This is a genomic window from Kitasatospora herbaricolor (assembly GCF_030813695.1).
GTDB classification, from domain to species: Bacteria; Actinomycetota; Actinomycetes; order Streptomycetales; family Streptomycetaceae; genus Kitasatospora; species Kitasatospora herbaricolor.
In genome coordinates this window covers 3,909,637-3,931,021 of sequence record NZ_JAUSVA010000002.1, presented here as the reverse complement: position 1 = coordinate 3,931,021, position 21,385 = coordinate 3,909,637, and the positions used below count along the sequence as shown (strand labels likewise).

The 21,385-nt window shown below is 72.0% G+C and carries 22 protein-coding genes and 4 tRNA genes; 18 read left to right on the top strand and 8 right to left on the bottom strand.

Annotated elements, in window-relative coordinates; translation table 11 throughout:
- Positions 1–15: 15 nt before the first annotated feature.
- The 3 genes from J2S46_RS17490 to J2S46_RS17480 all read right to left on the bottom strand — a co-directional run bounded on the left by J2S46_RS17490 (position 16) and on the right by J2S46_RS17480 (position 3,489).
- Positions 16–522, bottom strand: coding sequence for a hypothetical protein (locus J2S46_RS17490; protein ID WP_229912634.1), 507 nt, complete (start codon positions 520–522; stop codon positions 16–18).
- On the bottom strand, positions 519–1,910 hold the full coding sequence (gene gadC / locus J2S46_RS17485) for a glutamate/gamma-aminobutyrate antiporter GadC (protein ID WP_370882316.1): 1,392 nt from the start codon (positions 1,908–1,910) through the stop codon (positions 519–521). The genes J2S46_RS17490 and gadC overlap by 4 nt, the downstream gene beginning before the upstream one ends.
- 289 nt (positions 1,911–2,199) lie before the next feature.
- Positions 2,200–3,489, bottom strand: a complete 1,290-nt coding sequence (locus J2S46_RS17480; RefSeq protein ID WP_229912635.1) for an MFS transporter — start codon at positions 3,487–3,489, stop codon at positions 2,200–2,202.
- Between the two features lie 226 nt (positions 3,490–3,715).
- On the opposite strand from J2S46_RS17480, the gene J2S46_RS17475 reads away from it, so the two are divergent.
- Positions 3,716–4,372, top strand: coding sequence for an ArsR/SmtB family transcription factor (locus J2S46_RS17475; RefSeq protein ID WP_229912636.1), 657 nt, complete (start codon positions 3,716–3,718; stop codon positions 4,370–4,372).
- A gap of 380 nt (positions 4,373–4,752) precedes the next feature.
- Positions 4,753–5,274 carry a hypothetical protein gene (locus J2S46_RS17470; RefSeq protein WP_191289625.1) on the top strand — a complete coding sequence of 174 codons (522 nt, stop codon included), beginning with the start codon at positions 4,753–4,755 and terminating at the stop codon, positions 5,272–5,274.
- On the opposite strand, the gene J2S46_RS17465 is transcribed toward J2S46_RS17470, so the two are convergent.
- Positions 5,265–5,753, bottom strand: coding sequence for a YajQ family cyclic di-GMP-binding protein (locus J2S46_RS17465; protein WP_073924363.1), 489 nt, complete (start codon positions 5,751–5,753; stop codon positions 5,265–5,267). The two genes, J2S46_RS17470 and J2S46_RS17465, sit on opposite strands and share 10 nt — an antisense overlap.
- A 216-nt stretch (positions 5,754–5,969) precedes the next feature.
- On the opposite strand from J2S46_RS17465, the gene J2S46_RS17460 reads away from it, so the two are divergent.
- Positions 5,970–6,050: transfer RNA gene (locus J2S46_RS17460), tRNA-Tyr, on the top strand.
- A gap of 149 nt (positions 6,051–6,199) precedes the next feature.
- Here J2S46_RS17460 and J2S46_RS17455 read toward each other — a convergent pair.
- Entirely contained in the window at positions 6,200–6,799 is a 600-nt protein-coding gene (locus J2S46_RS17455) for a superoxide dismutase (RefSeq protein WP_191289626.1), read from the bottom strand.
- A gap of 349 nt (positions 6,800–7,148) precedes the next feature.
- Complete coding sequence (locus J2S46_RS17450; RefSeq protein WP_191289627.1) at positions 7,149–8,414, bottom strand: amidohydrolase family protein; 1,266 nt, start codon at positions 8,412–8,414, stop codon at positions 7,149–7,151.
- Between the two features lie 271 nt (positions 8,415–8,685).
- Between J2S46_RS17450 and J2S46_RS17445 the strand changes: the two genes are divergently transcribed.
- The 6 genes from J2S46_RS17445 (at position 8,686) to J2S46_RS17420 (ending at position 11,332) form a co-directional block, all read left to right on the top strand.
- Positions 8,686–8,758: transfer RNA gene (locus tag J2S46_RS17445), tRNA-Thr, on the top strand.
- A gap of 43 nt (positions 8,759–8,801) precedes the next feature.
- A tRNA-Met gene (locus J2S46_RS17440) sits at positions 8,802–8,874 on the top strand.
- 83 nt (positions 8,875–8,957) lie between these two features.
- Positions 8,958–9,122 carry a 50S ribosomal protein L33 gene (gene rpmG / locus J2S46_RS17435; RefSeq protein WP_006604855.1) on the top strand — a complete coding sequence of 55 codons (165 nt, stop codon included), beginning with the start codon at positions 8,958–8,960 and terminating at the stop codon, positions 9,120–9,122.
- A gap of 116 nt (positions 9,123–9,238) precedes the next feature.
- On the top strand, positions 9,239–9,697 hold the full coding sequence (locus J2S46_RS17430) for a MaoC family dehydratase N-terminal domain-containing protein (RefSeq protein WP_073924357.1): 459 nt from the start codon (positions 9,239–9,241) through the stop codon (positions 9,695–9,697).
- 4 nt (positions 9,698–9,701) lie between these two features.
- Positions 9,702–10,124, top strand: coding sequence for a MaoC family dehydratase (locus J2S46_RS17425; protein WP_073924356.1), 423 nt, complete (start codon positions 9,702–9,704; stop codon positions 10,122–10,124).
- Between the two features lie 167 nt (positions 10,125–10,291).
- Positions 10,292–11,332 (top strand): UDP-N-acetylmuramate dehydrogenase, encoded by a 1,041-nt coding sequence (locus J2S46_RS17420; RefSeq protein WP_191289628.1) that lies wholly within the window; start codon positions 10,292–10,294, stop codon positions 11,330–11,332.
- A gap of 64 nt (positions 11,333–11,396) precedes the next feature.
- On the opposite strand, the gene J2S46_RS17415 is transcribed toward J2S46_RS17420, so the two are convergent.
- Both J2S46_RS17415 and J2S46_RS17410 read right to left on the bottom strand, forming a co-directional pair.
- Complete coding sequence (locus J2S46_RS17415; protein WP_191289629.1) at positions 11,397–12,425, bottom strand: adenosine deaminase; 1,029 nt, start codon at positions 12,423–12,425, stop codon at positions 11,397–11,399.
- A gap of 102 nt (positions 12,426–12,527) precedes the next feature.
- Positions 12,528–13,775: a pyridoxal phosphate-dependent aminotransferase gene (locus J2S46_RS17410; RefSeq protein WP_190210905.1), complete on the bottom strand. Its 1,248-nt coding sequence runs from the start codon at positions 13,773–13,775 to the stop codon at positions 12,528–12,530.
- Between the two features lie 260 nt (positions 13,776–14,035).
- On the opposite strand from J2S46_RS17410, the gene J2S46_RS17405 reads away from it, so the two are divergent.
- From J2S46_RS17405 to rplL, 9 genes are all read left to right on the top strand, one after another.
- Positions 14,036–14,108: transfer RNA gene (locus J2S46_RS17405), tRNA-Trp, on the top strand.
- A 148-nt stretch (positions 14,109–14,256) separates the two neighbouring features.
- Positions 14,257–14,622, top strand: a complete 366-nt coding sequence (gene secE / locus J2S46_RS17400) for a preprotein translocase subunit SecE (protein ID WP_190210904.1) — start codon at positions 14,257–14,259, stop codon at positions 14,620–14,622.
- A gap of 216 nt (positions 14,623–14,838) precedes the next feature.
- Positions 14,839–15,768 carry a transcription termination/antitermination protein NusG gene (gene nusG / locus J2S46_RS17395; protein ID WP_191289630.1) on the top strand — a complete coding sequence of 310 codons (930 nt, stop codon included), beginning with the start codon at positions 14,839–14,841 and terminating at the stop codon, positions 15,766–15,768.
- A 163-nt stretch (positions 15,769–15,931) separates the two neighbouring features.
- Complete coding sequence (gene rplK / locus J2S46_RS17390) at positions 15,932–16,366, top strand: 50S ribosomal protein L11 (RefSeq protein WP_073924351.1); 435 nt, start codon at positions 15,932–15,934, stop codon at positions 16,364–16,366.
- A 100-nt stretch (positions 16,367–16,466) separates the two neighbouring features.
- Complete coding sequence (gene rplA, locus J2S46_RS17385; protein ID WP_073924350.1) at positions 16,467–17,189, top strand: 50S ribosomal protein L1; 723 nt, start codon at positions 16,467–16,469, stop codon at positions 17,187–17,189.
- Positions 17,190–17,425: 236 nt separating this feature from the next.
- The gene (locus J2S46_RS17380; protein WP_307350448.1) at positions 17,426–18,244 is read left to right on the top strand and encodes a hypothetical protein; all 819 of its coding nucleotides are present in this window, start codon (positions 17,426–17,428) and stop codon (positions 18,242–18,244) included.
- A 371-nt stretch (positions 18,245–18,615) separates the two neighbouring features.
- Complete coding sequence (locus tag J2S46_RS17375; RefSeq protein ID WP_307350445.1) at positions 18,616–19,461, top strand: SCO4651 family lipoprotein; 846 nt, start codon at positions 18,616–18,618, stop codon at positions 19,459–19,461.
- A 435-nt stretch (positions 19,462–19,896) separates the two neighbouring features.
- Positions 19,897–20,469 carry a 50S ribosomal protein L10 gene (gene rplJ / locus J2S46_RS17370; protein ID WP_073924347.1) on the top strand — a complete coding sequence of 191 codons (573 nt, stop codon included), beginning with the start codon at positions 19,897–19,899 and terminating at the stop codon, positions 20,467–20,469.
- Positions 20,470–20,580: 111 nt separating this feature from the next.
- Positions 20,581–20,964, top strand: a complete 384-nt coding sequence (rplL, locus tag J2S46_RS17365; protein ID WP_190210898.1) for a 50S ribosomal protein L7/L12 — start codon at positions 20,581–20,583, stop codon at positions 20,962–20,964.
- The last annotated feature ends 421 nt before the right edge of the window (positions 20,965–21,385 follow it).

Sequence of the window (21,385 nt, the reverse complement as noted above, 5' to 3'; positions counted from 1 at the left end):
GTTGTGCGGCGCGGGTCAGTCCCGGACGGTGTCGCGGAGGTCGAAGTCGTCGATCTTGTCCTGGATGTCCGCCAGCTTGTCCGGGCAGTAGACCGAGAGCACGATGGCCTCGCCCTGCACCACCTGGCGGTCCGACAGCACCGGCCGCTGGCCCGGACCGGCCGCGCCGTTGGACATGCCGTACTTCCACTGCGCCTGGACCAGGGCGTCCGCCGGGTCCGAGCAGACGGCCCCGCCGTCGGTGCCCAGCGTGCGGACGATCTGGTCCTGTGAGGGCACCGGGTAGCCGGCCGCCTGCAGCGCGTCGGACAGCTGCGAGGCCTTGCGATAGGCCTCGTTCGTGGCGTGGACCTGGGTGAACGACAGCAGGCCGATGACCAGCATGGCCACCAGCACCACGATGGAGCCGAGGTAGATCCACCGGTGCTGGGAGCCCATCAGCCCGCCGCGGGTGCGCTCCCGCGCCTCCGTGGCCGGGTCCGAAGCGTCCGGCCCGGGGCCGGCACTCGTGCTGCTGCTCATGCGACGGCCCCCTCGGTGCCGCTCTCCTCGGGCATCCGCCAGCTGGGCTTGCGCAGCCGCAGGAAGAGGTACGGGATGATCACGCCGAGCAGCAGCAGGCCGCCGCCGACGATGGCGATGTAGACCCAGACACTGCCGTTGCCGAACTGCGAGGACGGGACGAAGCCGATCGCCATCGCCGCGGCGGAGGCCACGAACCCGGTGACGCAGGTCAGGACCAGGGCGGGGGCCCGGTAGCCGCGCGGGTGGTCCGGCTGGGTGCGGCGCAGCCGGATGGCGGCGAGGAACATCAGCAGGTAGACGATCAGGTACACCTGGGTGGTGATCACCGAGAAGATCCAGTAGGCGCTGGAGACGTTCGGCAGCAGCGCGTAGGCCAGCGCGATGACCGTGGTGACGACCCCTTGGGTGACCAGGATGTTCTGCTGGATGCCGTGCTTGTTCAGCCGCTGCAGGAAGGGCGGGAGGTAGCCCTCCTGGCGGGAGATCAGCAGCAGGCCCTTGGACGGCCCGGCCAGCCAGGTCAGCATGCCGCCGAGGGAGGCTACGACCAGTGCGACCGCGATCACCGGCGTCAGCCAGCCGATGTGGAAGTACTGGAAGAAGGAGTCGAAGGCCTGCATCACGCCGGCCGTCAGGCTCAGCTGGCTGGACGGCACCACCCAGCTGATCGCCAGTGCCGGCAGGATGAAGATCAGCAGCACCAGCCCGGACGCCGTGAACATCGAGCGGGGGAACTCCCGCGCGGGATTGCGCAGCGAGGAGACGTGCACCGCGTTCATCTCCATGCCGGAGTAGCTGAGGAAGTTGTTGACGATCAGGACGAGGCTGGCCAGGCCGGTCCACTGGGGAAAGATGTTGCTCGCGGTCATCGGCGCGGCCGAGGGATTGCCCTGGCCGAGGAAGACCATGCCGAGCACCACCAGCAGCGTGCCGGGGACGAGGGTGCCGATCACCAGGCCCCAGGAGGAGAGCCCCGCCACCGCGCCGGTGCCGCGCGAGGAGACCCACACCCCGGACCAGTACAGGACGATGATCACGATCGCGGTGTACGGGCCGTTGCTCGCCAGGCTCGGATTGATCACGTACGCGATGGTGGACGCCACGTAGGCCAGCAGGCTGGGGTAGTAGAAGATCGTCATGGCGAACTGGCACCACACCGCGAGGAAGCCGAGCGGCTTCGAGAGCCCCTCGGAGACCCAGCGGTACACCCCGCCGTTCCAGCCGGAGGCCAGCTCCGCCGACACCAGCGCGGTGGGCATCAGGAACACGATCGCCGGCAGGACGTACAGGAACACCGCCGCCAGGCCGTAGACCGCCATGGTCGGCGCCGCCCGGAGGCTGGCCACCGAACTCGTCGTCATCAGGGCCAGGGTCAGCCAGGACATCCTCGGCGTGGCGGCGACGACGGCCCTGACGCCCGCCGAGCCCGCCCGCCGTGTCGTCGTCGGACTCTCCCGGCCGTCCGACGGCACGTCCATGGAACTCATCAGGCCTCCTCCGAGGCGGTCCGTCCGGACCGCATGAGGCCAAGTTCACCCGGATGCCATCGGGCCCGCACGTCGCGCGCACCCGCACGGGTGATCGATTGTCAGGTCGGACGGCCGGGGCCGTCCGACCTCACCGGCCGGGTCGGACGGCCTGGTGACGGCGCCGTCGGGCGCGGTCGGTTGCCGGTCAGGCGGGCCAGACGGCGCGGCACAAGGTCCGGTCGAAGGTCGCCGGCAGCAGGCCGAGAGCGAGCAGCAGGGCCAGTACGGTCAGCGCGGTGCCCGGGGTCACGTGGTCGAGCAGGACACCGCTGCCGAACATCCCGGCCGGCATCCCGACGGTGAACAGCGTCATGGTGGCCGCGATCACCCGCCCGCGCAGCTCCTCGGCGACCTGCTGGAACACCAGGATGTCGATCATCACCCGCAGGGCCGGGACCCCGAGCCCCATCAGGAACAGCGCAGCGAAGACCGTCACCGCGCCGCCCGGCAGCAGCGGCGCGAGGAACAGCGGTACGACGTACCAGGCCACGGCCAGCAGCAGCGCGCCCGGTCCGGCCAGCCGGTGCAGCCGGGAGACCAGCAGCGCGCCCGCCATCGCCCCCACCGCCTCGCCGGCCAGCGCCAGCCCGATGCCGCCGCTGGGCACACCCCGCTCCCGGAGCAGCACGATCACCGGCAGGACCACCGCCGAACCGACCAGGTTGATGCCGAACACCACCGTCAGGGTCGCCCGCAGTGTCCGGTCCGCGAGCAGGTGCCGGAACCCCGCGAGGGCGCCGGAGCCCTCCTTCGCCGCCGCCTCGCCCGCCGCCGCCTCGTCCGCCGCCTCGCCTGCCGCTGTGCCGGTGGCCGCTGTGCCGGTCGTCGCCGTACCCGACGGCGTCTTCGGTGCGGCCGGCTCGGCGCGGCGGGGGAAACGCACCAGGCAGGAGGCCGCCAGGGAGAGCAGCGAGGCCAGTGCGGCGCCCAGGAACGGCACCGCCCGCCCGGCCCCCAGCAGCAGCCCCGCCAGCGGCGGCCCGGCCAACCCCGCGCCGCTCATCCGCGCCTCGTCCTGCGCTAGGGCCTGCCGCAGCTGCTCCGGCGCCACCACCGAGCGGACGGCGAGCAGCCGGACCGGCCCGCTGTAGGCGATCGTCGCCCCGATCACCACGGCGACCAGCAGCGCGTGCACGACGCTGAAGGCGCCCAGTGCCATCGCGAGCGGCACGCTCAGGGCGGCCAGCAGCCGGACGGAGTCCGCCGCGATCAGCACCCGGCGACGGTCGTACCGGTCGGCGACCGACCCGCCGTGCACCCCGCACAGCACCGACGCGCCGATCTGGAGCGCCCCGAACGCACCGGCCAGCGTGGACGATCCGGTCATCGCCAGCAGCAACAACGGGTACGCGGTGTCGGAGACGTGAAGCCCCAGCGTGCCGGCGGCCGATCCGCCCCAGAGCAACTGGAAGCGGAGGTTGCGGCGCAACGGCACCGGCCGCGCCGACTCCTGCCCGGCCGCCCCCCGTCCCCCTGTGTTCCGCTCCGCCGTGTCCTGAACCGCCGGGTGTGGCCCCGCCGCGTCCTGTACGGCCGACGGCGCGCCCTCGGTCATGGTCATTCCCCGCCCCTTTGCGTTCGCGAAGGCATTCACGCTTGAGTGAATGATTACCGCTGGGTGATTGATTGCGCAAGGGTGGACGGGCTGCGACAGTGGGCCCGTGGTCGACAAAGCCAAAGAACGCCAGGTGGACGACGTCGCGACGCTGAAAGCGCTTGCCGATCCCGTCCGGCTGGCCATCATCAGCGCCCTGATGCGGGCCGAGGGCGAACCGCAGACGGTCAAGGAGCTCGCCGCCGCCCTCGGTGAGCCGCAGACCAAGCTCTACCGGCACGTCAAGCAGTTGGAGGCGGTCGGACTGATCGCCGTCGCCGGCACCCGGCTGGTCTCCGGCATCGTCGAGAGCCGGTACGTGGCCGCCCAGGAGTCGTTGCGGCTGTCCCGGGAGATGTTCTCGGCCGGCTCCGAGACCCGGACCGAGGCGGTCGACGCCGTCCTCGCCGCGATCGACCTGGTCCGCGACGGCTTCCGGATCCAAGTCCGGGACGGCAAGCTCGACTTCAGCGCGCCGGACGACGGCTCGGCCGGCCCGCCCGCGTTCGTCGCGCACTTCGCCGTGCGGCTCGATCCGGAGCGAATGGTGCGCCTGCGAAGGGAGTTGGGTGCCATCTTCGACGAACTCGCCGCCGAGGAAAGAAGTACCGCTCCCGACGCCGTCGAAGTCACCGCCTTCGCCCTGCTGTACGGCGTACCGGTCGCCGAGGCCGGGGCGGTCCGGGCGGCCGGCGCCGATCCGCAGGTCGGACCGGTCGGCTGACGCCCGCCGTCGAAGCGGCAAACAGGCTCCTTCGCAAGCGAGTCGGGGCGCCCGTCGAAGCCGCACGGCGTGCCGGGGCAGGCGGTCGGCCGTCGAAGGCCCGCCGCTCCCGGTGCGCCACCCGGGTGGTGAATCATTCGGCGCAGGAAGGCCGGCCGGGCCAACTCCGGTGACTCAACGTGTGGAACAGGCACATCGCCTGAACCCACACCGAGAGGATGCGTTTCCTGTGCGTGCCATCCGGATGGCCGCCGCGCTGACCACAGCCATCGGGCTGACCACCGTCACCGCTGCGTCCGCCACCGCTTCCGGCCCGACCGACCACCCCGCCGGAGCGCCCCCGGTCCCTTCGCGGCCCTGACCGCGGTGACGGGCCCCGCATGCCGGTCCGGCCCGCCGTCGTGGCGCCGGCCGAGGACACCCCCGCCGTCGACGCACCCGTCGCAGCCCTGCCGGCCGTGGATCCGCCGGCCGCCGAGCTGCCGGCCACGGACCTGCCGGTGGTGCCGGGTGCGCCCACCCTGCCCGAACTCCCCGACGCCTCCGGCCTCCCGGCGCTCCCCGCGCTGCCGGCGGCGCCCGACCTGCCCGACCTCACCGCCGCACCCGGCGGCCTCGGTGACGTCCTCGGCCTGGTCAACGGCCTGGTCGCGGGCGTGCTCGGATCCGTCGGCGCGCCCGACACGGGCGCCCTGCAGTTCCTCCCAGCCCGCCGCCCTGCCCGCGCTGCAGAGCAGGCCCGATCAGCTGACGGCCATGGTCAGGGCGCCGGCCGACGCCGCGACGGCCGCCGAGGCGGCGACCACGGCGACGCGGTAGCTCCGCCCCGGGGGCGCGAAGAGGGTCCCGATCGAGATCGGGACCCTCTTCGGCGGCGGCGCGGGGCGCCGGGTCAGCGGTAGTTCACGAACTGGATCGCGAAGTCCAGGTCCTTGCCCTTCAGCAGGGCCTGGATGGTCTGCAGGTCGTCCCGGCTCTTCGAGCTGACGCGCAGCTCGTCACCCTGGACCTGGGCCTTCACGCCCTTGGGGCCCTCGTCCCGGATGATCTTCGCGACCTTCTTGGCATCGTCCTGGGAGATGCCCTCCTTCACGTCCGCGAAGATCTTGTACTCCTTGCCGGACAGCTGCGGCTCGGCCGCGTCCAGCGCCTTCAGGGACAGGCCCCGCTTGATGAACTTGTCCTTCAGCACGTCCAGGATCGCCTTGACGCGCTCCTCGCCGTTGGCCTTCATCTCGATCTTCTCGCCCGACCGCTTGACCTCGCCGCCGACGTTCTTGAAGTCGAAGCGGGTGGCGATCTCGCGGGAGGTCTGGTTGATCGCGTTGTCGACCTCCTGCCACTCGACCTTCGAGACGATGTCGAAACTGGAGTCGGCCATGGTGTCTTGGTCTCCTTGATGCTCTGGCTTCACTGGCAGGGGCCTGCCCCAGGGGGCAGACCGCCTCCCCAGCCTATCCAGCGCGGCCCCGTCACCGCCCCCGACAGCCGGGGGGAGCCCTTGATCATCATGTGACCGATCGAGTGGCGGACCACCCCCTGTCATCAGGTATCGTTTACCGAGTCGAACGGGGCAAGCCCCGCGAAACACATCCCTGGCTGGTTGCCCGAGCGGCCAAAGGGAGCAGACTGTAAATCTGTCGCGCAAGCTACGCAGGTTCGAACCCTGCACCAGCCACCGGATAACGGAACGGCCCCCGACCTGCGGAAACGCAAGTCAGGGGCCGCTTTCGTATGCCCGGGTGGAGCCGCCGGCAGCCCCGGGTGCCGCCCCTCGGCGGTCGTCCGGGCGGACGGGGTCGAGGGGCGGCGGGCCGGGTGGGGCGGTCAGCCCTGGGCGGCGGTGAAGCGGGCGGAGACGTCGTTCCAGTTGACGACGTCCCACAGCTTGGTGACGTAGTCCGGGCGGACGTTCTTGTACTGCAGGTAGTAGGCGTGCTCCCAGGCGTCGAAGGCCAGTAGCGGGGTGGTGCCCTGGCCGACGTTGCCATGGTGGTCGTAGACCTGCTCGACGATCAGGCGCTTGCCGAGCGGCTCCCAGGAGAGGATGCCCCAGCCCGAGCCCTGGACGCCGACGGTGGCGGTGGTGAGCTGCTTCTTGAAGGCCTCGAAGCCGCCGAGGTGCTCCTCGATGGCGTCGGCGAGGGCGCCGTCGGGGCGGTCGCCGCCGTCGGGCGAGAGGTTCTCCCAGAAGAGCGAGTGCAGGACGTGGCCCGACAGGTGGAAGGCGAGGGTCTTCTGCAGGCCCACCAGGCCGCCGAACTGGTCCTTCTCGCGGGCCTCGGCGATCTGCTCCAGGGTGTCGTTGGCGCCCTTCACGTAGGCGGCGTGGTGCTTGGAGTGGTGCAGTTCCAGGATCTCGCCGGTCATCGCGCGCTCAAGGGCGGAGTAGTCGTAGGCGAGGTCGGGGAGGGTGTACTGGCCCATGGATAGGGGCTCCTAGTCCGTGTGGTGATGGGTGTTCGGACGTGCCTCCACAACACTATTGCGCACTGCTTGCAATTACACATGGATAGCATCAGAGTGTTTCGTCAGGGGCGGGCGAGGCCTGTCAGCCTCCCCGCTGTGACAGTCCCGGACGTGCCCTGGTGCGAGCCGGGGGTCCTCCGTACGAGCTGATCGTCTTCCCAACCGGCGCCCGCCGGGACGTCAGGTCCGCCCGCCCCGATCCACCGTGATCCGCCGCTGTCCGCCACCGACCGCCCCCGCCGCGCGAGCCGCCGGCGGCCGGCCCGCCGCGGGTGTCCGGGGTACCGCCGAGAGCGCCGGGTCCGGGCTACTCCGGAGTGCTCTGGCGGGGCAGCGCGAGCGCCACCGTGTCGGCGAACTCCCGTACCGCGCTGGTGCGGCTGACGATCCGTCCGGCGTGCACGACCAGGCGGCTGTGGCCGCCGGCGAGCGCGCCCGCGAGGCTGTCGCCGCGGACGGCCAGCAGCTCGGCGGGGAAGCCCGCGTCCACCCGAACGGGCGGCAGGCCGAGGGCGGTCCTGGCCTGGTTGGCGACGGCGTCGTACGCGGCCTCCACGCTCACGCCGCCGGCGGCCAGCAGGTAGGCGGCCTCCAGCGGGTCGGCCCGGCCGGCCGGGTTGGCGGTGTCCCGCAGCGAGCCGCTGCCGGCCGCCACCGGCACCCCGGCCCTTGTCAACTCGGCCACCAGGGAGGTGCGCAGGCCGTTCGGACGGCCCGGGACCCCGGTGCAGCAGCCGTTCTGCGGCAGGCAGACCACCCGGATGCCGGCCTGTGCCAGCACGCCCGGTCCGTCCGGGCCGAGCGCGCCGCACGGGCCGAGGGTGACGCGCGGGCGCAGCGGGGCGAGCGCCGCGGCGAGCCTGGCCAGCCCGGCCGGCTCGGCGGCCCGGGTGTGCAGGTCGACCGGGCAGTCGGCCTCGCCGGCGGCCTCCAGCAGGACCTGGACGTAGCCGGCCGGGTCGGGGTCCAGGTCGGGGCAGCCGCCGGCGGCGGTGGCGCCGAGCTTGAGGGCGTCGCGCAGCTGGGCCCGGCCGTCCGCGCCGGCGAGGCCGGTGAGCAGCCCGGGCATCGCGACGGCCTGGAGTTCGGCGAGGCCGCGCAGGGACTGCCGGGCGGTGAGCACGGCCTCCAGGCGGCGCAGGCCGTGCACGTCGCCGATCCGGACGTGGGTGCGCTGGGCGGTGGCGCCGTAGCCCAGGGAGGTGAGGGCGGCCTCGGTGACCCGGCGTGTCAGGTCGGCGGCGGTCTCCGGGGGCGGGGCGGCCAGGGCGGCGGAGAACGCGAGGTCGTAGTGCGCGTGCGCCTCGGCGGGGGCCGGCAGCAGCAGGTAGCCGGCCAGGTCGATCCGGGCGCCGGTGGTGGAGGTGGGGCCGCCGGGCAGGGCGTGCAGCGGGGCGAGGCTGCCGACGGTGCCGACAGCCTGGATCCGGTCGCCGCTGATCCGGACGTCGACCACCCGGCCGTCCGCGAGCCGGGCTCCGGTGAGGAGCAGGACGGGGCCGTGCCCGAGCGGGTTGGCGGCCGGGCCGTGGCCCTGCTGCGGCCCGTCGGCGGGTGTGCTGTCCGCGGTCATCGGCAGACTCCTTCCCGCGTTCCCCCGGGCCCGCCGACGGGCCGGGAGGGTTTCGTGGCAGGCAAGATCGCTGGGGGTTCGAGCCTATGGCGCCACCGGGCGGGGTGCAGGGAGGCGGGCAAAAGTCGTATCGGGTCGGGCCGTGGCCTTCGTAGGCCGTCCGGACGCCGGCTCGTCGATCGGTCGGGTGTGCGAGCCGCCCACCTGCGATCTTCCGGTCCGGATACGGATTTCACCTCTGGCCGGGAACCGTGTAATCTCTTCCTCGTTCGCCCCTATAGCTCAGTCGGTAGAGCGTCTCCATGGTAAGGAGAAGGTCTGCGGTTCGATTCCGCATGGGGGCTCTGGTGAACGATTGTCAGCCTCGGCTGTCATGAAGGTCACTGTGGCGGTGTAGCTCAGTTGGTAGAGCAAGCGGCTCATAATCGCTGTGTCACCGGTTCAAGTCCGGTCACCGCTACCCCGCGTAGTCGGTCGGGAGATCGAACTCCCGGTCGGCTACTCTTGTTGTATTCTCACCCATTGTCCAAGGAAGGCACTCCCGTGGCTGCCACCGATGTCCGCCCGAAGATCACGCTGGCCTGCGTGGAGTGCAAGGAGCGGAACTACATCACCAAGAAGAACCGGCGTAACGACCCGGACCGTCTTGAGATGAAGAAGCACTGCCCCCGCTGCAACTCGCACACTGCGCACCGCGAGACCCGCTGACCCCGTAAGGTGTCGCCGGGCCTGTGTGACTCAGGTCTCTGACTCCGGGCCGCATCCCTTCCCAGGGGTGCGGCCCGGAGTTTTTTCGTATCGACCGGACCCCGGAGGAGTTGCCCATGCCGCTCGACCCCGCCTTCATCGGGCGGACCTACCCGCCCACCGAGCCCTACGAGGTCGGCCGCGAGAAGATCCGCGAGTTCGCCGCCGCCGTCGGTGACGACAACCCGGCGTACTCCGACCCGGAGGCCGCCAAGGCGCTGGGCCACCCGGACGTGATCGCCCCGCCGACCTTCCCCTTCGTCATCACCTACCGGGCCGCCGCCCAGGTGGTCGAGGACCCGGAGCTCGGCCTGGACTTCACCCGGGTGGTGCACGGCGACCAGAAGTTCGCCTACACCCGCCCGGTGCGGGCCGGCGACCGGCTCTCGGTCGTGGTGACCATCGACGCCATCAAGTCGCTGGCCGGCAACGACGTGCTGACGGTGCGCGGCGAGGTGTCCGACGGCAGCGGCGAGCACGTGGTCACGTCCTTGATGACCCTGGTGGCCCGGGCCGCCGACGAGGCGGGGGAGTAGCGCGATGGCGATCAGCTTTGACGAGGTCGAGGTCGGCACCGAGCTGCCCGGCCGGTCCTTCCCGGTGACCCGCGACACGCTGGTGCGGTACGCGGGCGCGTCCGGCGACTTCAACCCGATCCACTGGAACGAGAAGTTCGCGCTGGAGGTCGGCCTGCCCGACGTCATCGCGCACGGCATGTTCACCATGGCCGAGGCCGTCCGGGTGGTCACCGACTGGCTGGGCGACCCCGGCGCGGTGGTCGAGTACGGCGTGCGCTTCACCCGCCCGGTGCCGGTGCCCAACGACGGCACCGGCGCGGTGATCGACGTCACCGCCAAGGTCGCGGCGCTGCTGGAGGACCGCAAGGTCCGGGTCGACCTGGTGGCGACCTCCGGCGGCCAGAAGGTGCTGGGCATGTCCCGCGCGGTCGTGCAGCTGGCCTGACGGCCGACCGGACGGACCGGGCCCGGGGCGTTCGCGCCCCGGGCCCGGCGTTCTTCGGGCGCCGGCCGGCCGGGCCGGGGTGATCCCCGTCACGGCCGGGCCGGCGGGGCCGCCGCTGCCGGGCGCCGTCGGAGCGGGCGGGCGGCTGCCGCCCGTACGCTGGTGGCGTGCTGGTACAACACGACGCCCCCCTCGCCCCGCTGACCACCCTCCGGCTCGGCGGCCCCGCCCGGCGGCTGGTCACCGCGACCACCGACGCCGAGGTGGTCTCGGCCGTCCGCGAGGCCGACGCCGCGGGTGAGCCGCTGCTGGTCATCGGCGGCGGCAGCAACCTGGTGATCGGCGACGCCGGCTTCGACGGGACGGTGCTGCGGATCGCCACCACCGGTTTCGAGCTGGACGGCACGGCGCTGGAGCTGGCGGCCGGCGAGGTCTGGGCCGAGGCGGTGGCCGAGGCGGTGGACAAGGGCCTGGCCGGCATCGAGTTCCTGGCCGGCATCCCCGGCTCGGCCGGCGCCACGCCGGTGCAGAACGTCGGCGCGTACGGCCAGGAGGTGTCCACCGGCATCACCGAGGTGGTCGCCTACGACCGCCGGGCCGGCGAGAGCGTCACGCTGACCGGCGCCGAGTGCGGCTTCTCCTACCGGCACAGCCGCTTCAAGGCGGACCCGGAGCGCTACGTGGTGCTGCGGGTGCGCTTCGAGCTGGAGGACAACGGCGGGCTCTCCACCCCGGTGCGGTACGCGGAGACGGCCAGGCACCTGGGGGTGGAGGTCGGCGAGCGGGTGGACCTGGCCGCCGCCCGGGACGCCGTGCTGCGGCTGCGGGCGGGCAAGGGCATGGTGCTGGACGCGGCCGACCACGACACCTGGTCGGCGGGCTCCTTCTTCACCAACCCGATCCTGACGGCCGACCAGTACGCCGACTTCCGGGCCAGGTTGGACGGTCGCACCGCGCCCGCCTACCCGGCGCCGGACGGGTGCACCAAGACCTCCGCCGCCTGGCTGATCGACCAGGCCGGCTTCGGCAAGGGCTACGGCGCCGGGCCGGCCACCCTCTCCACCAAGCACACCCTGGCGCTCACCAACCGGGGCGCCGCCACCGCGGGCGACCTGCTGGCGCTGGCCCGGGAGATCCGGGACGGCGTGCGGGCGGCCTTCGGGGTGGAGCTGGTCAACGAGCCGGTGATGGTGGGCGTCCGGCTGTAGCACGGCAGGCCCCAGGGCGCGGCCTTGCGGGCCCGGCGGGCCCCGGGCGGGGGGAGCCGGCGGCTCAGCCCGCCAGCCAGGTGTCGATGTCGGCGAGCAGTTCCTTCCGGACGTCCTCCGGCGCGCGCGAGCCCCGAACCGACTGCCGGGCCAGCTCGGCCAGCTCGGCGTCGTTGAAGCCCAGCACGTCCCGGGCCAGCCCGTACTGGGCGGCCAGCCGGGAGCCGAACAGCAGCGGGTCGTCGGCGCCGAGCGCCAGCGGCACCCCCGCGTCGAAGAGCCGGCGCAGCGGGACGTCCTCGGGGCGCTCGTAGACGCCGAGCGAGACGTTGGACGAGGGGCAGACCTCGCAGGTGATCTGCCGGTCGGCCAGGCGCTGCATCAGCCGCAGGTCCTCCGCGGCCCGGACGCCGTGGCCGATCCGGCCGGCCCCCAGGTCGTCCAGGCAGTCCCGGACGGATTCCGGGCCGGCCAGTTCACCGCCGTGCGGGGCGGCCAGCAGTCCGCCGTTCCTGGCGATGGCGAAGGCCCGGTCGAAATCACGGGCGAGGCCGCGCCGTTCGTCGTTGGAGAGGCCGAAACCCACCACGCCCTGGTCGGCGTACCGGACGGCCAGCCGGGCCAGGGTGCGGGCGTCCATCGGCGATTTCATCCGGTTGGCCGCGACCAGCACCCGGATGCCCACCCCGGTGACCTCGGAGGCGTGCCGGACGGCGTCCAGGATCAGTTCCAGGGCCGGGATCAGCCCGCCGAGCAGCGGGGCGTACGAGGTCGGGTCGACCTGGATCTCCAGCCAGCGGGAGCCGTCGCGCCGCTCGTCCTCGGCGGTCTCCAGCACCAGGCGCCGGATGTCCTCCTCGTCCCGGAGGACGGAGCGGGCGGTGTCGTACAGCCGCTGGAAGCGGAACCAGCCGCGCTCGTCGGTGGCGCGCAGTTGCGGCGGCTCGCCGGAGCTGAGCGCCTCCGGCAGTCGCATCCGGTGCTTGGCGGCGAGTTCCAGCAGGGTGGCCGGGCGCATCGAACCGGTGAAGTGCAGGTGGAGATGGGCCTTCGGCAGGTCCCTCACGTCGCGGGGTACAGGCAGGCGTTCCATTCACCGATACTGCCGTATCCGGGCCGTGCACGGGAACCGCCCCCGTCACATCCCTCGAAGGGGTGACGGGGGCGGCTCCGGTTCGGCAGGGCCGGCGACGGGTCAGTCGCGGGCCTCGCCGAGCAGCTTCTGCAGGCGGCCGACGCCCTCGGCGAGGTCGGCGTCGCCGAGCGCGTAGGACAGGCGCAGGTAGCCAGGCGTCCCGAAGGCCTCGCCGGGGACGACCGCGACCTCGGCCTCGTCCAGGATCAGGCTCGCCAGCTCGGCCGAGGTCTGCGGGCGCTTGCCCCGGATCTCCTTGCCGAGCAGGCCCTTCACCGACGGGTAGGCGTAGAAGGCGCCCTCGGGCTCGGGGCAGACCACACCGTCGATCTCGTTGAGCAGCCGGACGATGGTCTGCCGGCGGCGGTCGAAGGCGGTCCGCATCTCGTGCACGGCGGAGAGGTCGCCGGAGACGGCGGCGACGGCGGCGCGCTGGGCCACGTTGGAGACGTTCGAGGTGGCGTGCGACTGGAGGTTGGTCGCGGCCTTGATGACGTCCTTGGGGCCGATCACCCAGCCGACCCGCCAGCCGGTCATGGCGTACGTCTTGGCCACGCCGTTGACCACGATGGTCTTGTCGGCGAGCTCGGGCAGCAGGGCCGGCAGCGAGACGAACTCGGCGTCGCCGTAGACCAGGTGCTCGTAGATCTCGTCGGTGAGCACCCAGAGGCCGTGCTCCAGGGCCCAGCGGCCGACCGCCTCGACCTCGTCGCGGGTGTACACCGCGCCGGTCGGGTTGGAGGGCGAGACGAACAGCAGGACCTTGGTGTTCTCGGTGCGCGCGGCCTCCAGCTGCTCGACCGAGACCTTGTAGCCGGTGGTCTCGTCGGCCACGACCTCGACCGGCACGCCGCCCGCGAGCTGGATCGACTCGGGGTAGGTGGTCCAGTACGGGGCAGGCACGATGACCTCGTCGCCCGGGTCGAGGATCGCGGCGAAGGCCTCGTAGATGGCCTGCTTGCCGCCGTTGGTGACCAGCACCTGCGAGGCGTCCACCTCGTAGCCGGAGTCGCGCAGCGTCTTGGCGGCGATGGCGGCCTTGAGCTCGGGCAGGCCGCCGGCGGGGGTGTAGCGGTGGTTCTTCGGGTCGCGGCAGGCCTCGACGGCCGTCTCGACGATGTAGTCCGGGGTGGGGAAGTCCGGCTCGCCGGCGCCGAAGCCGATGACCGGCCGGCCGGCCGCCTTGAGGGCCTTGGCCTTGGCGTCCACGGCGAGGGTGGCGGACTCGGCGATCGCGCCGATCCGGGCGGACACCCGGCGGTCGGCGGGGCGGACGGAACTGTCGGGCTGCGGGGTGGAAGCGCTCATGCCTGCATCGTCGCAGAACCGGTACGGACCGGGCATGGCGGTTTCACCATCCGTACGCGCGCGGTCCAGCATGTGTCGGGCCCGCGGGGGGCCGGATCGGTGACGGTCCGACGGCTTCCGGGTGAGAGGTTCGACCAATCGCCCCGGAACACGTACACTCACTGCTCGATGGCTCCCGAAGTGCGGCATCCACCGCCTGTGCATACAGCGGCCCCGGATGCGGTAGGTTGGGGGACACTGCAGGCGCCGCGAGGCGTCGTAGGGCAATAGCTCAATTGGTAGAGCACCGGTCTCCAAAACCGGCGGTTGGGGGTTCAAGTCCCTCTTGCCCTGCTGCTTGATCCGTACCGAGCCCGTTCGCTCTTGCAGAGCGAGCGGGCTTGATGCGGAGAGGGCCTCATACAGCACTGCTTTCGCCGGATCGCTCGTGCTCCAAAGGCACAGGCGACGCTCGGCAGGACCCGGATTCAGGTGAGGACGAGTGACGGAGACCACGGGCTCCACCGCAACGCCTGAGAGCGGCAACCCCGAGGGTGCCGAAGGCGCTGACGGGACCACGCCTGTCGACGGCGAGGACAAGGCTCTCTCGCGCCGCGACCGCAAGCGTGCCAAGCGCTCGGGCGACGGTGAGAAGAAGTCCGGCAAGCGTGCCAAGAAGGGCGTCTTCGCCCGGCTGGCGCTCTTCTACCGGCAGATCATCGCGGAGCTGCGCAAGGTCGTCTGGCCCAGCCGGAGCGACCTCATCAACTACACCACCGTCGTGGTCGTCTTCGTCGTCGTGATCATGGGCCTGGTGGCCTCCCTCGACTTCGGCTTCGCAAAGCTCAGCCTGTGGATCTTCGGCTGACCGAGCTGACCTCAGCACCTCGAACACACACTCCGACCCGGGCCGATCCGTTGGCCCGGGTCGAGCTGTCGGCGGCGATCGTACGAGCCCGCTACCGTTGACTCGGTACTGTTGAAGTCTCTGAGTCGTTTTTCCTGGGCGCCCGCGAGAGCAGCGCGGCGCCAGAGCGGCCCGGAGCGCGCCATCTTCACCATCTCCAGGAAAGAAGCAGCCACCGTGTCTGAGTCCCCCCTGTACGACGCCGACGAGACCGTCCGCGAGGCGGATGTCGCCGCCGAGCTGGACGCGGCTGCGCTGGCTGACAGTGCCGCCGACTCCGAGTCCGCCGAGCAGATCGTGGACGCCGTGGACAGTGACGAGGACGAGGTCGAGGCGTTCGACGAGGCCGAGGCCGACGAGCCCGCCGAGGTCGCCGCGCTGCACGAGGAGTCCGACGAGGCCGAGGACGAGGACGCGTCCGAGGAAGCCGCCGCCGAGGACGAGAGCGACGAGGAGTCCGAGGAGGCCGCCGAGGAGGCCGCCGCCGAGGACGAGGTCGAGGTCGACCCGGTCGCCGAGTTCCGCGAGAAGCTGCGCACCGCCCCGGGCGAGTGGTACGTCATCCACACCTACGCGGGTTACGAGAACCGCGTGAAGCAGAACCTGGAGCAGCGCTCCGTCTCCCTGAACGTCGAGGACTACATCTTCCAGTCCGAGGTGCCGCAGGAGGAGGTCGTCCAGATCAAGAACGGCGACCGCAAGACGATCCGCCAGAACAAGCTCCCCGGCTACGTCCTGGTCCGGATGGACCTCACCCCGGAGTCCTGGGGCGTCGTGCGCAACACCCCCGGCGTCACCGGCTTCGTCGGCAACGCCTACGACCCGTACCCGCTGACGCTGGACGAGGTCGTCAAGATGCTCGCCCCCGACGTGGAGCGCCAGGCGGCCAAGGAGGCCGGCCGGCCGGTTCCCGGCAAGCCGGTCGAGGTCCAGGTGCTCGACTTCGAGGTCGGCGACTCGGTCACCGTCACCGACGGCCCGTTCGCGACCCTGCAGGCGACCATCAACGAGATCAACCCGGACTCGAAGAAGGTCAAGGGCCTGGTCGAGATCTTCGGCCGCGAGACCCCGGTCGAGCTGTCGTTCGACCAGATCCAGAAGAACTGACCCACGGCTTCGGTACAGGGGCGGGGCTTCGGCCCCGCCCCTTTATCGTTTTGGTCCAGCGACGCATCCGCGTTAGCCTGGTCCGATGTGTGTGGTGCCCTCCGGGTGTCGCCCCGGTTGCCGCACACGCCGACCATCCCCTCTCAGAAGGACCCGGAGAGACATGCCTCCCAAGAAGAAGAAGATCACGGGGCTCATCAAGCTCCAGATCAAGGCCGGCGCGGCCAACCCGGCTCCGCCGGTCGGCCCCGCGCTGGGCCAGCACGGCGTGAACATCATGGAGTTCTGCAAGGCCTACAACGCCGCGACCGAGTCGCAGCGCGGCATGATCGTGCCGGTGGAGATCACGGTCTACGACGACCGCTCCTTCACCTTCATCACGAAGACGCCGCCGGCCGCGCGCCTCATCCTGAAGGCCGCCGGCATCGAGAAGGGCTCGGCCGAGCCGCACAAGACCAAGGTCGCCAAGCTCACCGGCGCCCAGGTCCGCGAGATCGCGACCGTGAAGCTCCCCGACCTGAACGCCAACGACCTGGACGCCGCCGCGAAGATCATCGCCGGCACCGCCCGGTCCATGGGCGTCACGGTCGAGGGCTGATCCAGCCCCTCTCCGGCCGGGGCGGACGCACCGGCCGTCCCTGTGGCAGGGCCTGCGCGGCCCGACAAACCACAACTCCGCTATCTATTCAGGAGCAGCAGTGAAGCGCAGCAAGGCTCTGACGGCCGCGGCCGCCAAGGTTGACCGCGACCGCCTCTACGCCCCCCTCGAGGCCATCCGCCTCGCCCGGGAGACGTCCACCACCAAGTTCGACGCGACCGTCGAGGTTGCCATGCGCCTGGGTGTCGACCCGCGCAAGGCCGACCAGATGGTCCGCAGCACCGTGATCCTCCCGCACGGCACCGGTAAGACCGCTCGGGTCCTGGTCTTCGCGACCGGCGAGCGTGCCGAGGCCGCGCGTGCTGCGGGTGCCGACATCGTCGGTTCGGACGAGCTCATCGACGAGGTCGCCAAGGGCCGCCTCGACTTCGACGCCGTCGTCGCCACCCCGGACCTCATGGGCAAGGTCGGCCGCCTCGGCCGCGTGCTCGGCCCGCGTGGTCTGATGCCGAACCCGAAGACCGGCACCGTCACCCCCGATGTCGCCAAGGCTGTCAACGACATCAAGGGCGGCAAGATCGAGTTCCGCGTCGACAAGCACTCGAACCTGCACTTCATCATCGGTAAGGCCTCCTTCACCGACGAGCAGCTGGTCGAGAACTACGGCGCCGCGCTGGACGAGGTCCTCCGGGCCAAGCCGTCCGCCGCCAAGGGCCGCTACATCAAGAAGACCGCGGTCACCACCACCATGGGCCCCGGCATCCAGGTGGACCCGAACCGCACCCGCAACCTCCTGGTCGAGGAGGACCCGGCCGCCGTCTGAGCCCCCGTGCTCCGACCGGCAGTCGCGTCCTGGGTGTAGCTCAGACCGTACGACGGGCCCGTACCCCCTTCACCGGGGGTGCGGGCCCGTCGTCGTTCCCGCCCGCGGCGGACCCGCGGGCGATGTTTCCGGATCGAGACGCTCCCGGCGGCCGACGGCGGCCCGGGCCGGATTACGCTCGGCTGACCCGTGCCCGCGTCCGTCCCCCGGAGAGTGCTGTGCCGTCCGATCGAACAGTGGCCCTGGGGGTGGTGGCCACGCTGGTGGTCTTCGGCGCGGCGGTGGCCACCCTGGACGTGCGGGCCGACCCCGGCCCGCAGACCCGCCCGGGGACGGTGGGGCCCGCCACCACCGCCTCCCGCCCGGCCCGGCAGGTGCTGCTCACCTCGGCCCGGAACCTGGACGACGTCGGCAGCGCGCGCCTGCGCTTCGACCGCGAGGGGCCGGCCGGCCGGGGCGGCGCCGAGGGGACCCTCGCGTGGGGCGCGGCGGACGTGGCCGACCTGCGACTCACCGACGCCGCCGGCACCGGCCTGCTGCGCATGGTGGAGGGGATCTGCTACCTCGGGCAGGACGGTGCGGCGGGCTGGCGGCGGGCGGTGCGGGCCGAGGTGGAGTCGCTCGATCCGGGCGGCACCGGCGCCGGCGGCTACGCGGGCGGCTGGCTGAGCGCGCTGGTCACCAACCCCGGGGCGCGGCTGCGCCTGGTGGCACTGACCGGACGGCTCAGCGAGGTGGGGCCGACCGTCGAGGGCGGGACGGTGGCCACCCACTACCGGGCCGTTGCGCCGGTGGCGGCCCTCTTCGGCACCGACCAGAACCTGACCCCGGAGCGGCGCGCGGTCGTCCTGGCGTACTACCAGGAGCAGGGTGTGGAGAACCTCGACTACGACATCTGGATCGGCGAGGGGGACCAGCTGCTGCGGCTGCGCGAGAGCGCCTCCGGTCGGGCGGGGACGGAGGTGACCAGCACGGTGGTCTCCGAGCCGGGGGTGGCCTTCGAAGTCCCGGAGCCGGGGCCGGCCGGGCCCGCCGGGCCGTCCGCCGCGGGCTGAGACGGGCGCCTGCGGCCCGCGGCGGCCGGCCCGGAGGCGGGGCGCCGCCGGGCCCCCGAGGGCGGCGTGACATGGTGGGTGGGCAGGGGGAGGGCGGTTCGGGCCCGTAGGGCCCGGCAGCACCGGGGGACGGCCCGGCCGGGGAACCGGTGGCCACGGGGCGTCGCGCCGGTACGGAGCACCGGAAGGCACGGAGCACCGGGCCGCCACGGGGACGGACACGGCCGCCCGGCCGGCGGCGGCCCCCGTGCGCGGGCCCGACGGCCGGTGCACGCTGGACGAGCTGGACGGGGGCCCGGCAGGGCGGCCCCGGGGCGCCCGGAGGACGGGTGGCGGACCGACGGGAGACGGCTATGGCGGCGCGGCGGCGGATGACGGCCGGAGTGGCCGCGGTGCTGCTCGTGGGCCTGCTGGCCGGGTGCGGCGGCGGGCCGGCGCAGCCGTCCGGACCCTCCGCCCCGGGCACGCCGAGCAGCGCGAGCCCGTCGCCGAGCGACGCCGACAAGCCCACCGACCGCTCGCCGCACGGGGTGCTGCTCTCCGCCCAGCTCGCCATGCAGACCGCCCGCCGGGCCAAGATCAGCTACCGGCTGGGCGCCGACAGCGCCGCCGGCCTGCTGTTCTGGCAGCCGAAGACGGCCCTGCAGATCAAGCGCGGCACGCCCGGCACCGCCGAGCAGCTGATCGTCATGGACACCACGGCCTACCAGGGCGGGGACGACGCCACCGCGGCCCGGCTCGGCGGCCGGCACTGGGAGAAGTTCGGCGGCGCGACGGGTGCGGACGGCCACAAGGAGGTGCCGTACGCGGGGCTGGTGGACCAGCTCAACCCGGTGGTGGCGCTCACCGCCGCGACGGCGGCGGCCGATCCGGTGCTGCTCGGCGAGGAGAAGCTCGACGACAACGCCGTCCAGCACTACCAGGTCAGCACCACCGCGGAGCGCTACGCGGCGGCCCAGAACCAGCTCGGCGAGTCCCGCCGGACCGGCCTGCGGGCGGCGCTCGCGCCGGGCGGCGCCACCGTGCTCACCCTCGACCTGTGGCTGAACGACAAGGACCAGCTCGTCCAGCTCCGCCGGACCGGGACGGGCACCGAGGGCGGCGCGGACGACCTGGTGCAGTACTCCGACTTCGGCGGGGCCCTGTCGGTGCAGGCGCCGGCCGAGGCGGACACCTCCGACACCGGTACCCGCAGCACCTCGCCGCTGGCCCGCTGACCGGCCCGGCCGCTCGCCGGCCGGCCGGGCCCGCTCGCTCGGGCCCGCCCCGCGGGGGCGCCGCGGCCGACGTGGTGAAGGCACGTGGTGAAGGCCACCGGCGGCGCGATTTGTCGTCCGGGGCCGATCCGGGCTACCTTGGTGCAAGCCAAAGACCGCTGGTTGTCGCCGTGCGCCTGTGAGGGTGCGGGGTGACCGAAGGATCTGCGATTTACCGCAGACAGCCCGCGCAGGAGTGTTTGGAGCTTGGACTTCCGGTTCGTACGGTTCGCCGTCCGTCCGTCGAGGTCTTACTGAGCCCCGTGCGCCTGCGCACCGGGGCTCTCACTGTTTTGCAGGGTGTCTCCTTCTGATCAGACCGGCGTGTCCGAGGCGCAGATGGTCGACTTTCGCAGGTCGGCCCGACTTCGACATCACGGAAGGAGGCGTAAGCCTATGGCAAGGCCCGACAAGGCTGCTGCCGTCGCCGAGATCACGGACAAGTTCCGTGCCTCGAACGCGGCCGTGCTGACCGAGTACCGCGGTCTGACGGTGAAGCAGGTGAAGAACCTGCGTCGCTCGCTGGGTGAGAACGCCCAGTACGCCGTGGTGAAGAACACGCTGACCAAGATCGCTGCCAATGAGGCCGGGATCACGGAGCTCGACGACCTGTTCGCGGGTCCGACGGCTGTCGCCTTCGTCACCGGTGACCCGGTGGAGTCGGCGAAGGCTCTGCGTGACTTCGCCAAGGACAACCCCGCTCTCATCATCAAGGGCGGTGTCCTTGACGGTAAGGCGCTGACCGCCGATGAGATCAAGAAGCTCGCGGACCTCGAGTCCCGCGAGGTGCTGCTCGCCAAGCTGGCCGGCGGCCTGAAGGCGTCCATGGCCAAGGCCGCGGCTACCTTCCAGGCTCCGCTGGTGGAGTTCGCCCGCACTGCCGAGGCACTGCGCGCGAAGGTCGAGCAGGGCGGTGCCGGTACGCCGGCTCCCGCCGAGGCCGAGGACACCACCGAGGCTGCCGAGTAATTCACGCTCACGCGTGAGGCACTCAGCGTCCGGTACCTCCGGCCGCAGCGGGCCCGTACGCCCGCCATCCCGTACATCCGGCACCTGCCGATTTAGTGGAAGGACGCCATCATGGCGAAGCTGTCCCAGGACGAGCTGCTCGAGCAGTTCGAGACCCTGACCCTCATCGAGCTGTCCGAGTTCGTCAAGGCGTTCGAGGAGAAGTTCGACGTCAAGGCTGCCGCTCCGGTCGCCGTTGCCGCCGCCGGTGGCGCTGCCGCCGCCGTCGAGGCCGTCGAGGAGCAGGACGAGTTCGACGTCATCCTCGAGTCGGCCGGCGACAAGAAGATCCAGGTCATCAAGGAGGTGCGCGCCCTTACCTCCCTCGGTCTGAAGGAGGCCAAGGACCTCGTTGACGGCACCCCGAAGCCGGTCCTGGAGAAGGTCGCCAAGGAGGCCGCCGAGAAGGCCAAGGCCGCCCTCGAGGCCGCTGGCGCCAAGGTCACCGTCAAGTGACTCGCCGCCCCCTCTGAGGGGGCGCGGGGCCGGGCCGATCACCCTTGCGGGTGGTCGGCCCGGCCTTTTTGCGTACGTCCGTCCGAGGACCGGCCCAGTGGCCGCACGATCGTGGCCGATTGCCCCCTCGGCACTGTCGGTCCGGGCGGGTAGGGTGATCGCTGTCGTCCGGAACGGCCCTCACCACGGGTTCTGTAACGCGGGAGGGGTCTCGGACGATAGGTATGACGAGGTCCGCACTCCGGTGGGGGCCTTGACGAACCGAACCTGGCGCGCGATTCTCAAGGCGCGCCGTGTGCGTGGAGAGCGCCGACGGTTGGCGAGGCCCTGGATGCATATTCGGAGGCCCCAGCGGGAAGTGACTCCATGTGAGGCGCGGTGGCCCGGAGTGCGCGGGCCGCATGCAGTTCGTGAGGGCAGG

What these genes read in the sequence shown, in the direction of transcription:
- J2S46_RS17490 (WP_229912634.1), bottom strand. Translation starts at nt 522, where the DNA reads ATGAGCAGCAGCACGAGTGCCGGCCCCGGGCCGGACGCTTCGGACCCG.
- gadC (WP_370882316.1), bottom strand. Translation starts at nt 1,910, where the DNA reads ATGTCCTGGCTGACCCTGGCCCTGATGACGACGAGTTCGGTGGCCAGC.
- J2S46_RS17470 (WP_191289625.1), top strand. Translation starts at nt 4,753, where the DNA reads ATGCCGGTCCGGCCCGCCGTCGTGGCGCCGGCCGAGGACACCCCCGCC.
- J2S46_RS17465 (WP_073924363.1), bottom strand. Translation starts at nt 5,753, where the DNA reads ATGGCCGACTCCAGTTTCGACATCGTCTCGAAGGTCGAGTGGCAGGAG.
- J2S46_RS17455 (WP_191289626.1), bottom strand. Translation starts at nt 6,799, where the DNA reads ATGGGCCAGTACACCCTCCCCGACCTCGCCTACGACTACTCCGCCCTT.
- J2S46_RS17450 (WP_191289627.1), bottom strand. Translation starts at nt 8,414, where the DNA reads ATGACCGCGGACAGCACACCCGCCGACGGGCCGCAGCAGGGCCACGGC.
- J2S46_RS17430 (WP_073924357.1), top strand. Translation starts at nt 9,239, where the DNA reads ATGCCGCTCGACCCCGCCTTCATCGGGCGGACCTACCCGCCCACCGAG.
- J2S46_RS17425 (WP_073924356.1), top strand. Translation starts at nt 9,702, where the DNA reads ATGGCGATCAGCTTTGACGAGGTCGAGGTCGGCACCGAGCTGCCCGGC.
- J2S46_RS17415 (WP_191289629.1), bottom strand. Translation starts at nt 12,425, where the DNA reads ATGGAACGCCTGCCTGTACCCCGCGACGTGAGGGACCTGCCGAAGGCC.
- J2S46_RS17410 (WP_190210905.1), bottom strand. Translation starts at nt 13,775, where the DNA reads ATGAGCGCTTCCACCCCGCAGCCCGACAGTTCCGTCCGCCCCGCCGAC.
- rplK (WP_073924351.1), top strand. Translation starts at nt 15,932, where the DNA reads ATGCCTCCCAAGAAGAAGAAGATCACGGGGCTCATCAAGCTCCAGATC.
- J2S46_RS17375 (WP_307350445.1), top strand. Translation starts at nt 18,616, where the DNA reads ATGACGGCCGGAGTGGCCGCGGTGCTGCTCGTGGGCCTGCTGGCCGGG.
- rplJ (WP_073924347.1), top strand. Translation starts at nt 19,897, where the DNA reads ATGGCAAGGCCCGACAAGGCTGCTGCCGTCGCCGAGATCACGGACAAG.
- rplL (WP_190210898.1), top strand. Translation starts at nt 20,581, where the DNA reads ATGGCGAAGCTGTCCCAGGACGAGCTGCTCGAGCAGTTCGAGACCCTG.